The organism is Brevibacillus sedimenti (assembly GCF_020923495.1).
Lineage (GTDB): Bacteria > Bacillota > Bacilli > Brevibacillales > Brevibacillaceae > Brevibacillus > Brevibacillus aydinogluensis.
On sequence record NZ_CP064048.1, the window covers coordinates 1,306,258 to 1,319,581 of the forward strand.

Consider the following 13,324-nt stretch of genomic DNA (forward strand, 5'->3'; position numbering starts at 1 on the left):
ATGGCGAAAAAGAAAGCCAAACAACTGCTGATTGTGGACGGTTACAACATCATCGGGGCCTGGCCCGAACTGCGCGCGCTCAAGGACCAGGACCGCATGGACGAAGCGCGCGACCTGCTTATCTCCAAGCTGGCCGAGTACCAGAGCTTTACCGGGATCAAGGTGATCATTGTGTTTGACGCCTACAACGTGCCTGGTGCCGGCCGGCAGATGCAGGACTACCGGGTGGACATCTATTTTACCAAGCAGAAAGAGACGGCCGACGAAAAAATTGAACAGTTGGTCATGGAATTTTACGAAAAAAATCGACAAATTTATGTAGCGACGTCCGACTACACATCACAGCGTGTCATTTTCGGCCAGGGGGCGCTGCGAAAGTCGGCGAGGGAACTTCTGCTGGACCTGGAAAGTGTCGGGAAGGAGATCAAGCAGCAGGTGGAAAAAACGCATGAAGAGCGGTTCTCCACCCGTATTTCCCTGGATCGGGAAATAGCGAAAATATTCGAAAAATGGAGAAGGGAATAACTTGGATTCGGTTGACGCTTTTTTACGCCGCATGTATAATAGCCGTATCTGTGAGAAACCGGTTGGCGGAGGGATCATTCGTGAGTGTTGACCTCAAGGAGTTGAAACATTCCCAATATGAGATGATGTCTGACGAAGAGATAGTCGACCTGGTTCGCGAAAATGATGCCGAGGCCTTGGAGTACTTGATCAACAAGTACAAGAATTTCGTGCGGGCCAAAGCGCGTTCCTATTTTCTTATTGGGGCCGACCGCGAAGATATTGTGCAGGAAGGCATGATCGGCCTGTACAAATCGATTCGTGATTTCCGAGGGGACAAGCTCACATCGTTCAAGGCGTTTGCCGAACTGTGCATTACCCGCCAGATCATTACCGCCATCAAAACGGCTACCCGCCAAAAGCATATTCCGCTCAACTCCTACGTCTCGCTGGACAAGCCCATCTACGATGAAGATTCCGACCGCACCCTGCTGGACGTCATCTGCGGCACCAAGGTGACCGATCCGGAAGAACTGTTCATCAACCGTGAGGAATTTGACGACATCGAGGGAAAAATGAGCGAAATCCTGAGCGACCTGGAACGGCAGGTGCTGATGCTGTATCTGGACGGACGTTCGTACCAGCAGATCGCCGTGGAGTTGAAGCGTCACGTCAAGTCGATCGACAACGCCCTGCAGCGGGTGAAGCGCAAACTGGAACGGTATCTGGAAGGACGAGAGATTCATCTGTGATACAGAGAATCTCTTTTTTTATTCTGGAACAAAATACTTTCCGCTTGTCAAGCCGTTTTGTTGACATGGGTAGACGGGTGTGATAAATTTGTTTAGGTAGCCATAGACGCTTTTTTCTCGTGTTTAATGGCTGCATTCTCACAAATGGTCAGGAAAAGTAGCGGTTTTCCCGTACTATTTTGTTCCCTTTCTATCAACAGCAAGGTTTGAAATGAGATGGAGGTGGCAATAAATGCGAGTAAACATCACGTTGGCGTGCACCGAGTGTGGTGAGCGTAACTATATCTCCACGAAAAACAAGCGCACCACTACCGAGCGTGTGGAACTGAAAAAATACTGCTCCCGTGACAAGAAGCATACCCTTCATCGCGAGACGAAGTAACGCATGGAAGCGACGAAGTCTGGGGGTGGCACTGTGGGTTTCCTAGCACGAATCGGAGCCGGATTTCGCCGGACAGGCGAATTTTTCGGCGATGTCATGTCCGAACTGAAGAAGGTCCGCTGGCCCAACCGGAAAGAACTGACCAGCTACACGATCGTCGTTCTTGTAACGGTGACGCTGCTTGCGCTGTTCTTCTTCGTCATCGACTTGGGTATCTCGCGCGTGATCGATTTGATTTTAGGAAAGTAATTTTGCAAGCCTAGGAGGGACGGACGGAAACGTCCTTGTGGATATGGAAAAAGCATGGTATGTCGTTCATACGTACTCAGGTTATGAAAACAAGGTAAAGACCAATCTGGAGAAACGCGTCGAGTCGATGGGCATGGAAGACAAGATCTTCCGCGTTCTCGTCCCCACCGAGGAAGAGGTGGAGACGAAGGACGGCAAAAAACGCACCGTCACGAAAAAAGTGTTTCCCGGATACGTCCTTGTTGAAATGGTGATGACGGACGACTCGTGGTATGTCGTGCGCAACACCCCTGGGGTTACCGGCTTTGTCGGTTCCACGGGCGCCGGTTCCAAACCGACTCCGCTGCGTCCTGAAGAGGCGGATGCGATCCTTCGTCAGATGGGGATCGAGATTCCCAAGGTCAAAGTCGACTTCGCTCTCCGCGACATGGTGCGGGTGACGGACGGTCCGTTCTCCAACCGGACGGGAGAAATCATCGAGATTCACCCAGACAGACAGAAGGTCCGTGTGCTGGTGGATATCTTCGGACGTGAAACACCGGTGGAATTGGACTTTACGCAAGTTCAAAAATTGGATTAGGAATGATCTTGAAAAGTATCGCGTGATGTGGTACATTTCATTTTGTTTTAAAAATCGTTGTAGCGATTTTTAAAAAAGATGATGTGCCCCCAAAGGGCAGCAAAACGGCTGCGCCGTATTTGCAATCCCGCCGAAACTCTGGGGTTTCTTGCACTCTCACTATAGATGGAAAGTCTACATAATAGGCTTTCAGCAAAACGGTGGGAGGGGGCATGCCCCCGCATTTACCACATGTGAAGTAAGGAGGTGTCTTACGTGGCTAAGAAGGTTATCCGCGTAATTAAGTTACAAATCCCGGCAGGTAAAGCAAACCCTGCACCTCCGGTAGGTCCGGCTCTCGGCCAAGCTGGTGTGAACATCATGGGATTCTGTAAAGAATTCAACGCTCGCACTGAGAGCGAAGCAGGAATGATCATTCCGGTAGAAATTACCGTTTATGAAGACCGTTCCTTCACCTTCATCACGAAGACTCCGCCGGCTGCTGTTCTGCTGAAAAAAGCTGCTGGCATCGAGTCCGGTTCCGGCGTACCGAACAAAACCAAGGTCGCTACCCTGAAGCGTGACAAAGTACGCGAGATCGCGGAACTGAAACGCCCTGACCTGAATGCTGCATCCGTGGAAGCGGCTATGCGCATGATCGAAGGTACGGCTCGTTCCATGGGTATCGTGATCGAAGACTAATGGTGCAGTTGTGAGGGGGTACAGGTAATGTGCCCCCCCTGTTTGTGGGAGGATCAAACCGCTACGACCACATTGAAGGGAGAATTTACAGATGGCAAAACGAGGCAAAAAGTATCAAGAAGCTGCCAAGCTGATTGACAAAAACAAAGTATACGAAGTAACCGAAGCGATCGAGCTGGTGAAAAAAGCAGCGACCGCCAAGTTTGACGAAACGGTGGAAGCGGCGTTTCGCCTGGGTGTAGACCCGAAGCGTGCTGACCAGCAAATCCGCGGTGCGGTGGTACTGCCGCACGGTACCGGTAAAGTACAGCGCGTTCTCGTGTTCGCGAAAGGTGAAAAAGCGAAAGAAGCAGAAGCGGCTGGCGCCGATTACGTAGGCGATGCTGACATGATCGCCAAAATCCAAGGCGGCTGGTTTGAATTTGACGTTGTGGTAGCTACTCCGGACATGATGGGTGAAGTAGGGAAACTGGGTCGCGTACTCGGTCCGAAAGGCCTCATGCCGAACCCGAAAACTGGCACCGTTACCTTCGACGTTGCCAAAGCCGTCAACGAAATCAAAGCCGGTAAAATCGAGTACCGCGTAGACAAAGCCGGTAACATCCACGCGCCGATCGGTAAAGTTTCCTTTGACACCGAGAAGCTGGCGGAAAACCTGGCTGCGCTGACCGAAGCGCTCAACCGTGCGAAGCCGGCAGCAGCGAAAGGCGTTTACATGAAAAACGTATCCATCAGCTCCACGATGGGTCCGGGTGTACGCGTCGCTGTGAAATAATGTAACTTGACTTCCCGTGGGGAAGTTGCTATGATAGTGCCTGTTGAAGAAAAGAATATGTCATGCCGTAGACAGAAGGTGCGGAGTTTGGCTGGTCCAAACGATGCTTAATATCCCTCCGAGGCGTGTAATGGTACGGAAAAAGGAGCCGCTGCGTTCCTTTGACGATAGAACATTATGCCCTCGTGTGTCTACGAGGGCATTCTTCTTTTTCGAGGATAGAGCACGGGAGGTGTAAACATTGGCAGAAATCCGTCCAACCGTTATTCGTGAAGAGAAAGTACAAGCGGTAAATGAGATCGCAACCAAACTGCGCGAAAGCCAAACCACCGTGGTGGCTGACTACCGCGGCCTGACTGTAGCGCAGGTGACCGAACTGCGCAAACAACTGCGTGAAGCAGGCGTTGAGTTCCAAGTGTTGAAAAACACGCTCACCCGCCTGGCGACTGCGAAAGAAAACCTGACTGAACTGGATCAGTATCTGACGGGTCCGAACGCTCTGGCGTTTGGCAAGGATGATGCGGTTGCTCCGGCGAAAGTCCTGGTGGAATTCGCAAAGAAAAACGAGCAGCTCGAGATCAAAGGCGGCGTCATCGAGGGCAAAGTGGTAGGTCCGGAGCAAATCAAGGCACTGGCTTCCCTGCCGTCCCGCGAAGGTCTGCTGTCCATGCTCCTCAGCGTGCTGCAGGCGCCGATCCGCAACTTCGCGCTGGCTGTCAAGGCAGTATCCGATCAAAAAGAAGGCCAAGGCGCGTAACAGCGTAAACGGACTTCATATTCGACGAGCGGCGTAAACTGCCGCCGCCAATACAATTTCCTGGAATGGGAGGATTAGAAGATGAGCAAAGAGCAAATCATTGAAGCGATTAAAGGCATGTCCGTTCTGGAACTGAACGAACTGGTTAAAGCAATCGAAGAAGAGTTTGGCGTAACCGCTGCTGCTCCGGTAGCTGTAGTTGCTGGCGGTGCTGGCGCTGCTGATGCTGCTGCTGAGCAAACTGAATTCACTGTAAACCTGGTAAGCGGCGGCGCTTCCAAAATCAACGTAATCAAAGTAGTTCGCGAGCTGACCGGTCTGGGTCTGAAAGAAGCAAAAGACCTGGTAGACAACGCTCCGAAGACACTCAAAGAAGGCGTATCCAAAGAAGAAGCCGAATCCATGAAAGCAAAACTCGAAGAAGCTGGCGCAACTGTAGAAATCAAGTAAGTTGGCTTCCGAAACGGAAACATCCCCTTGCCTGCGGCAGGGGGATTTTCTGTACACATGACCCTGGATTTGATGAGGAAAGGTGGGTTGAACCGTGGCAGACCATTACTACACCAGCTGCCCCGGCGCTGCGCATGACGAGCGCCAGTTTACCTTTACCCTGCGCGGGCACGAACTGCGCTTCATTACCGATGCCGGCGTCTTTTCCCGCGACCGGGTGGACTTCGGCAGTGTCCTGTTGATTGAAACGATGCAGCTTGATCGGGACGCACGCGTGCTTGACGTGGGCTGCGGGTACGGACCGATCGGACTTGTGGCCGCCAAGCTGGCAGACCAGGGGCGGGTCACGATGATTGACATCAACGAACGGGCAGTGGAACTGGCTCGTCGCAACGCTCAACTAAACGGCATTGGCAATGTGGAGGTCCGGGTGAGCGATGTGTACACTGCGGTTCAGGGGGAGACGTTTGACGTGATTCTCACCAACCCGCCGATCCGCGCCGGCAAGGAAATTGTTCACCGCATCTTTACCGAAGGACACGGGCTGCTTCGGGAAGGCGGCGAACTGTGGGTGGTAATCCAAAAGAAGCAGGGAGCGCCATCCGCCTTGAAAAAGCTGCAGGAGACCTACCGCGACGTGGAGGAAGTGGAACGGAGCAAGGGGTACCATATTTACCGAGCAGTGAAGTAGAAATCACTCTTGACTCGAATATTTCGTTGTGGTAGCATTATAAAATGTCAATATGGGATCAAAGTCTATTTTTCAGCAATTCCCGTTTTGTCAACCGTTTTTCTTCTTTTTTTCCATAGAGGAGGAATGTGGGTGTAAAAATATGGGAATTCTTTTAAAATAGAGTTTCTCTGGGTTAAAAATGGTGTTACTGCTTTAACCCATTTTTATTTTGTGTGAAAACACAACCTGAGGGGTGAATAAGTTGGCAGGAAAAGTGATTCAAAGTGGCCGACATCGCCAGCGTCGTACGTACTCACGCATTAACGAAGTGCTGGGCCTTCCCAATCTGATCGAGATTCAGCAGAAGTCCTATCAATGGTTTTTGGACGAAGGGCTGCGCGAAATGTTTCAAGATATTTCGCCGATCCAGGATTTCACCGGAAACCTTGTGCTGGAGTTCATCGATTACAGCTTGGGTGAACCGAAATATGACGTGGACGAGTCGAAAGAACGCGACGTCACATATGCGGCGCCTCTGCGCGTGAAGGTTCGCTTGCTGAACAAAGAGACGGGCGAAGTGAAGGAACAAGAGGTCTTCATGGGGGATTTCCCGCTCATGACGGAAACGGGAACCTTCATCATCAACGGGGCTGAGCGTGTCATCGTAAGCCAGCTTGTTCGTTCCCCCAGTGTATATTACAACACCAAAGTGGACAAAAACGGTAAACAGACGTTTACCGCGACGGTGATTCCAAACCGCGGCGCATGGCTGGAGCTGGAAACCGATGCGAAAGACGTCATTTACGTCCGCATCGACCGTACCCGCAAAATCCCGGTAACGGTCCTTTTGCGTGCGCTCGGCTTTGGCTCTGATATCGAAATTCTCAACCTTCTGGGCGAGGACGAATATATCAAGAACACGTTGGAAAAAGACAACACCGATTCCGTGGAAAAGGCGCTGATCGAGATCTACGAGCGCCTGCGTCCGGGTGAGCCGCCGACAGTGGAAAACGCGAAGAGCCTGCTCATCTCCCGCTTCTTCGATCCGAAACGCTATGATCTGGCTTCTGTCGGCCGTTACAAAATGAACAAGAAGCTGCACCTGAAAAACCGCCTGTACAATCAACGGCTGGCGGAAACGCTCGTAGACACCCGTACCGGCGAGATCATTGCCGAAGCAGGCCAGGTGATTGACCGCCGTCTGCTGGACCGCATCCTGCCGGCTCTGGAAGAGAGCGTCGGATTTGTGGATGTCCGCACCCACGGCGGCGTTCTGGAAGAAGACACGCTGCGCCTGCAGGCGATCAACATCTTCTCTCCGAACGAAGACGGCAAGATCATCAAGGTGATCGGCAACGGCAATGTGGACAAATCCATCAAGCACATTACGCCGGCTGACATCGTGGCCGCGATCAACTACTTCATCAACCTGCTGCACGGCGTTGGTTCGACTGACGACATCGACCACCTCGGCAACCGTCGTCTCCGCTCCGTGGGCGAACTGCTGCAGAACCAGTTCCGCATCGGTCTGTCCCGGATGGAGCGCGTAGTCCGCGAGCGCATGTCGATCCAGGATCAGAACCAGATCACGCCGCAGGCTTTGATCAACATTCGTCCGGTGATTGCTGCGATCAAGGAGTTCTTCGGCAGCTCCCAGCTCTCCCAGTTCATGGACCAGACCAACCCGCTGGCAGAGCTGACGCACAAGCGCCGTCTGTCCGCGCTCGGTCCCGGCGGTCTGACCCGCGAACGGGCCGGTTTCGAAGTGCGTGACGTTCACCACTCCCACTACGGCCGGATGTGCCCGATTGAGACGCCTGAGGGTCCGAACATCGGTCTGATCAACTCGCTCTCCACTTATGCCCGCATCAACGACTACGGCTTCATCGAGACGCCGCGGCGCAAAGTGGACCCGGAGACGGGCCGCGTGCTGGACGAAATCGTCTACCTGACGGCGGACGAAGAAGACGTGTACAACGTGGCGCAGGCCAACCAGCCGCTTGATGAGGAAGGCCGCTTCATCAACGAGATGGTCATCTGTCGTCGCAAGGGCGAGATCCTGAGCGTGCCGCGCGACAAGGTTGACTTTATGGACGTTTCTCCGAAGCAGGTCGTATCGGTGGCAACGGCGCTGATTCCGTTCCTGGAAAACGACGACGCCAACCGCGCGTTGATGGGTTCCAACATGCAGCGGCAAGCCGTTCCACTGCTCGTGCCGCAGGCGCCGTTTGTCGGCACCGGTATGGAGCACAAGGCAGCACAGGACTCCGGCGTGGCGGTCGTGGCGAAGCACGATGGCCAGGTGGAGCGCGTAACTGCCCGCGAGATCTGGGTGCGCCGCTACAAGGAGATCGACGGCAAGAAGGTAGCAGGCGACATCGACAAATACAAGCTGCACAAGTTTATCCGTTCCAACCAGGGCACCTGCATCAACCAGCGCCCGATCGTGCGAAAAGGCGACTGGGTGGAGAAGGGCGACATCATCGCTGACGGTCCGTCCACGGAAAAAGGCGAACTGGCGCTGGGCCGCAACGTCATCGTTGCGTTCATGACCTGGGAAGGGTACAACTACGAGGACGCCATTCTCCTGAGCGAAAAACTGGTAAAAGACGACGTCTATACGTCTATCCATATCGAAGAATACGAGTCCGAAGCACGCGACACCAAGCTCGGTCCGGAAGAGATCACGCGCGACATCCCGAACGTGGGTGAAGACGCGTTGAAAAACCTGGACGAGCGCGGCATCGTGCGCGTCGGGGCAGAAATTCAAGACGGCGACATTCTGGTCGGGAAGGTGACGCCGAAAGGGGTTACCGAGCTGACCGCAGAAGAGCGCCTGCTGCACGCCATCTTCGGGGAAAAGGCGCGTGAAGTTCGCGACACCTCCCTGCGCGTGCCGCACGGCGGTTCCGGTATCGTCGTCGACGTCAAGGTGTTTACACGTGAAAACGGTGACGAACTGCCGCCGGGCGTCAACCAACTGGTGCGCGTGTACATCGCCCAAAAACGGAAAATCTCCGTGGGTGACAAGATGGCGGGCCGCCACGGTAACAAAGGGGTTATCGCCCGCATCATGCCGGAGGAAGACATGCCGTTCCTGCCGGATGGCACGCCGGTCGAGATCGTGCTCAACCCGCTGGGCGTACCGTCCCGGATGAACATCGGGCAGGTGCTGGAGACCCACTTGGGGATGGCTGCCAAGATGCTGGGCATCCACGTGGCGACGCCGGTATTCGACGGGGCGCGTCAGGAAGACGTATTCCAGACGCTGGAAGAAGCCGGATTGGACCGCGACGGAAAAACCATTCTGTACGACGGCCGCACGGGTGAACCGTTTGACCGCCGCGTCACGGTCGGTTGCGTGTACATGCTGAAGCTGGCGCACCTTGTCGACGACAAGATTCACGCCCGTTCCACCGGTCCTTACTCTCTCGTCACGCAGCAGCCGCTGGGCGGGAAAGCCCAGTTTGGCGGCCAGCGCTTCGGGGAGATGGAGGTGTGGGCGCTGGAAGCGTACGGCGCAGCATACACCTTGCAGGAAATCCTTACCGTCAAGTCCGACGACGTCGTGGGCCGTGTGAAAACGTACGAAGCGATCGTCAAAGGCGAAAACGTACCGGAGCCGGGTGTTCCTGAGTCCTTCAAGGTTCTCATCAAGGAACTGCAAAGCTTGGGTATGGACGTGAAGATCCTGTCCGAAGACGAGCAGGAAATTGAAATGCGTGAAATGGAAGAAGAGGACGAGGGCACCGGTGAAAAGCTGAACCTCGTACTTGAAGCTGGAAGCCTGGACGAAGAGTAAGATTCCGGTACAAAGGGAGGTAACGCCCTGTGATTGATGTGAACAACTTCGAATACATGAAGATCGGCTTGGCTTCCCCGGACAAGATCCGTTCCTGGTCGTACGGGGAAGTGAAAAAGCCGGAGACGATCAACTACCGCACACTGAAGCCGGAAAAGGACGGTTTGTTCTGTGAGCGCATTTTCGGTCCGACCAAGGATTGGGAGTGCCACTGCGGCAAGTACAAGCGCGTTCGCTACAAAGGCGTCGTGTGCGACCGCTGCGGCGTGGAAGTGACCCGCGCCAAGGTTCGTCGTGAGCGGATGGGGCACATCGAACTGGCTGCCCCCGTCTCTCACATCTGGTACTTCAAAGGGATCCCGAGCCGCATGGGCCTCGTGCTCGACATGTCGCCGCGTTCCCTGGAAGAAGTCATCTACTTTGCATCCTACGTGGTAACCGATCCGGGCGATACGCCGCTGGACAAAAAACAGCTGCTGTCCGAAAAGGAATACCGCAACTATCGTGAAAAATACGGCTACTCCTTCCAGGCGATGATGGGGGCGGAAGCGATCAAGCGCCTGCTCCAGGAAATCGACTTGGACAAAGAAGTGGAAGCGCTGAAGGAAGAGCTGAAGACGGCACAAGGGCAGCGGCGCAACCGCGCGATCAAGCGCCTCGAAGTGCTGGAGGCATTCCGCAACTCCGGCAACCGTCCGGAGTGGATGGTGCTTGACGTGCTGCCGGTCATTCCGCCGGAGCTGCGTCCGATGGTTCAGTTGGACGGGGGCCGTTTCGCCACCTCCGACCTGAACGACCTGTACCGCCGCGTGATCAACCGCAACAACCGGCTGAAGCGCCTACTGGAACTGGGCGCTCCGGACATCATCGTGCAAAATGAAAAGCGCATGCTGCAGGAAGCGGTGGATGCGCTGATCGACAACGGCCGCCGCGGCCGTCCGGTGACCGGTCCGGGCAACCGCCCGCTGAAATCGCTCAGCCACATGCTGAAAGGGAAACAGGGCCGTTTCCGCCAAAACCTGCTGGGTAAGCGCGTGGACTATTCCGGCCGTTCCGTAATTGTCGTCGGCCCGAACCTGAAAATGTACCAGTGCGGTCTGCCGAAGGAAATGGCGCTGGAACTGTTCAAGCCGTTCGTGATGAAGGAACTGGTGGCCAAAGGTCTCGCGCACAACATCAAGAGCGCCAAACGCAAGGTGGAACGCGTGCAGCCCGAAGTGTGGGACGTTCTCGAGGACGTCATCCGCGAACACCCGGTGCTCCTGAACCGCGCCCCCACCCTGCACCGTCTTGGTATCCAGGCGTTCGAACCGGTACTGGTGGAAGGCCGCGCGATCCGTCTGCACCCGCTCGTATGTACGGCGTACAACGCCGACTTCGACGGCGACCAGATGGCTGTGCACGTGCCGCTTTCCGCAGAGGCGCAGGCGGAAGCCCGCATCCTCATGCTGGCGGCGCAAAACATCCTGAACCCGAAAGACGGGAAACCAGTCGTAACACCGTCCCAGGACATGGTACTGGGTTCGTATTATCTGACCTTGGAGCGCGAGGGCGCCAAAGGCGAAGGTACGGTATACCGCGATCCGCATGACGCTATTGCTGCGTACCAGCACGGCTACATCAGCCTGCATACGCGCATCGCGCTGCCGGCCAAGAGCCTGAACAAAACCAGCTTTACCGAAGAGCAGAAGAACGCGCTTCTGGTCACGACCGTCGGGAAACTGATTTTCAACGAAATCTTCCCGCCGGAACTGCCGTACATCAACGTTCCGACCAAGGGCAACCTGCAAAACGGCGTGCCGAACGAGTACTTCATCTTTGAAAAAGGCACAAACGTAAAAGAGTTTATCAAGAAGCTGCCGGACCAGGGAGCCGTGAAAAAAGGCTTCCTCGGAACGATCATCTCCGAGTGTTTCCGCCGCTTCGGAACGACAGAAACGTCCAAGATCCTCGACAAGATCAAAGAACTGGGCTTCATGTACTCGACCAAGGCCGGGATCACCATTGCTGTCGCCGACATCGTCGTGCCGGAGCAAAAGAAAGTGATTCTGGAAGAGGCGGACAAAAAGGTACAGACCGTCATGACGCAGTACCGCCGCGGTCTGATTACCGAGGACGAGCGCTACGACCGGGTTATCTCCATCTGGTCCAAGGCCAAGGATGAAGTGACCGATGTCCTGATGAAGTCCATGGACAAATTCAACGCGATCTACATGATGGCCAACTCCGGTGCCCGCGGTAACGTGTCGCAGATTACACAGCTGGCGGGGATGCGCGGTCTCATGGCCAACCCGTCCGGCCGGATTATCGAGCTGCCGATCAAGTCCAACTTCCGTGAAGGTCTGACCGTATTGGAGTACTTTATCTCCACGCACGGCGCGCGGAAAGGTCTCGCCGACACGGCGCTGCGGACGGCTGACTCGGGTTATCTGACCCGCCGTCTCGTCGACGTGGCCCAGGACGTGATCGTCCGCGAAGAGGATTGCGGCACCGACAAGGGCATCCGCGTCTCCGCGATCAAGGACGGCAAGGAAGAAATCGAGAAGCTGGCTGACCGCATCATCGGCCGTACCTGCTTCGAGACCCTGCGCCATCCGGAGACGGGCGAAATCATCGTCGGCCGCAACCAGGAGATCACCGAGGAGATCGCCGACAAGATCGAAAAAGCCGGCATCACCGAGGTGTATATCCGCAGCGTGCTGTCCTGCCGCACCAGCCATGGCGTCTGCAAACGCTGCTACGGCCGCAACCTGGCGACCGGGTCCGAAGTGGAGATCGGCGAAGCAGTCGGCATTATCGCCGCTCAGTCCATCGGTGAACCGGGTACCCAGCTGACGATGCGGACGTTCCACACCGGTGGGGTTGCGGGTGACGACATTACCCAAGGTTTGCCGCGGATTCAGGAGCTGTTCGAAGCCCGCAATCCGAAAGGGCAAGCGGTCATCTCCGAGATCGACGGGGAAGTGATCGACATCCGCGAAGGCAAAGACCGCCGCGAAATCGAGGTGCGCGGCGAGGCGGAAAACAAGGTGTACGCCGTTCCGTACGGTTCCCGCATCAAAGTATCCGTGGGCACCAAGCTGAGTGCCGGCGACGAGCTCACCGAAGGTTCCGTTGACCCGAAAGAAATGCTGAAAGTACGCGGCCAGCGCGGTGTGTCCAACTACATCCTGCAAGAGGTGCAAAAAGTATACCGGATGCAGGGGGTAGAAATTAACGACAAGCACGTCGAGGTCATGATCCGTCAGATGCTGCGCAAGCTGCGCGTCATCGACAGCGGAGACACCGACCTGCTGCCGGGCTCCTACGTGGAAGTGCACGAGTTCGAGCAGGCAAACGCCAAGGTGCTCATGGAAGGCAAAACGCCTGCCGTGGGTCGTCCGGTCCTGTTGGGGATTACCAAGGCGTCGCTCGAAACCGACTCCTTCCTGTCGGCCGCATCCTTCCAGGAAACGACGCGCGTCCTCACCGACGCCGCGATCAAGGGCAAGGTGGACCGCCTGCTCGGCCTGAAGGAAAACGTCATTATCGGGAAACTGGTACCGGCCGGCACCGGCATGTCGCGTTACCGCAACATCAAGGTGTTGAGCCGCGCCGAACAGGAAGCGCAGGCCAACGGAGGTCAGGAACAGCTGGAAGCTGTTTCGGTAGAATAGACCGTGACGCAAGAAAGGTGCCCTTCCGCTCGGGAGGGCACCTTGTTTATCAAAAAAGTAAAG

General features: G+C 55.4%; 12 protein-coding genes and 1 other annotated feature. All 12 genes read left to right on the top strand.

The window, feature by feature from the left end; translation table 11 throughout:
- Positions 1 to 525, top strand: a complete 525-nt coding sequence (locus tag IRT44_RS06260; RefSeq protein WP_212133365.1) for an NYN domain-containing protein — start codon at positions 1 to 3, stop codon at positions 523 to 525.
- An 80-nt stretch (positions 526 to 605) separates the two neighbouring features.
- The gene (gene sigH, locus IRT44_RS06265; protein ID WP_171567149.1) at positions 606 to 1,256 is read left to right on the top strand and encodes an RNA polymerase sporulation sigma factor SigH; all 651 of its coding nucleotides are present in this window, start codon (positions 606 to 608) and stop codon (positions 1,254 to 1,256) included.
- Positions 1,257 to 1,488: 232 nt separating this feature from the next.
- A complete protein-coding gene (rpmG, locus tag IRT44_RS06270) occupies positions 1,489 to 1,638 on the top strand; it encodes a 50S ribosomal protein L33 (RefSeq protein WP_029101087.1) in 150 nt (49 codons plus the stop codon).
- A 33-nt stretch (positions 1,639 to 1,671) separates the two neighbouring features.
- Positions 1,672 to 1,887, top strand: coding sequence for a preprotein translocase subunit SecE (gene secE, locus IRT44_RS06275; protein WP_029101086.1), 216 nt, complete (start codon positions 1,672 to 1,674; stop codon positions 1,885 to 1,887).
- A 43-nt stretch (positions 1,888 to 1,930) separates the two neighbouring features.
- On the top strand, positions 1,931 to 2,467 hold the full coding sequence (nusG, locus tag IRT44_RS06280; protein ID WP_029101085.1) for a transcription termination/antitermination protein NusG: 537 nt from the start codon (positions 1,931 to 1,933) through the stop codon (positions 2,465 to 2,467).
- 255 nt (positions 2,468 to 2,722) lie between these two features.
- Positions 2,723 to 3,148, top strand: a complete 426-nt coding sequence (gene rplK, locus IRT44_RS06285) for a 50S ribosomal protein L11 (protein WP_029101084.1) — start codon at positions 2,723 to 2,725, stop codon at positions 3,146 to 3,148.
- Between the two features lie 91 nt (positions 3,149 to 3,239).
- The gene (rplA, locus tag IRT44_RS06290) at positions 3,240 to 3,923 is read left to right on the top strand and encodes a 50S ribosomal protein L1 (protein ID WP_171567151.1); all 684 of its coding nucleotides are present in this window, start codon (positions 3,240 to 3,242) and stop codon (positions 3,921 to 3,923) included.
- Between the two features lie 47 nt (positions 3,924 to 3,970).
- Positions 3,971 to 4,139, top strand: a sequence feature (ribosomal protein L10 leader region).
- A gap of 25 nt (positions 4,140 to 4,164) precedes the next feature.
- Positions 4,165 to 4,680, top strand: a complete 516-nt coding sequence (rplJ, locus tag IRT44_RS06295; protein ID WP_029101082.1) for a 50S ribosomal protein L10 — start codon at positions 4,165 to 4,167, stop codon at positions 4,678 to 4,680.
- Positions 4,681 to 4,761: 81 nt separating this feature from the next.
- Complete coding sequence (gene rplL, locus IRT44_RS06300) at positions 4,762 to 5,130, top strand: 50S ribosomal protein L7/L12 (RefSeq protein WP_171567152.1); 369 nt, start codon at positions 4,762 to 4,764, stop codon at positions 5,128 to 5,130.
- A 94-nt stretch (positions 5,131 to 5,224) separates the two neighbouring features.
- Positions 5,225 to 5,821 (top strand): class I SAM-dependent methyltransferase, encoded by a 597-nt coding sequence (locus tag IRT44_RS06305; RefSeq protein WP_171567153.1) that lies wholly within the window; start codon positions 5,225 to 5,227, stop codon positions 5,819 to 5,821.
- Positions 5,822 to 6,065: 244 nt separating this feature from the next.
- On the top strand, positions 6,066 to 9,605 hold the full coding sequence (rpoB, locus tag IRT44_RS06310; protein ID WP_171567154.1) for a DNA-directed RNA polymerase subunit beta: 3,540 nt from the start codon (positions 6,066 to 6,068) through the stop codon (positions 9,603 to 9,605).
- Between the two features lie 29 nt (positions 9,606 to 9,634).
- On the top strand, positions 9,635 to 13,261 hold the full coding sequence (rpoC, locus tag IRT44_RS06315; RefSeq protein WP_171567155.1) for a DNA-directed RNA polymerase subunit beta': 3,627 nt from the start codon (positions 9,635 to 9,637) through the stop codon (positions 13,259 to 13,261).
- The last annotated feature ends 63 nt before the right edge of the window (positions 13,262 to 13,324 follow it).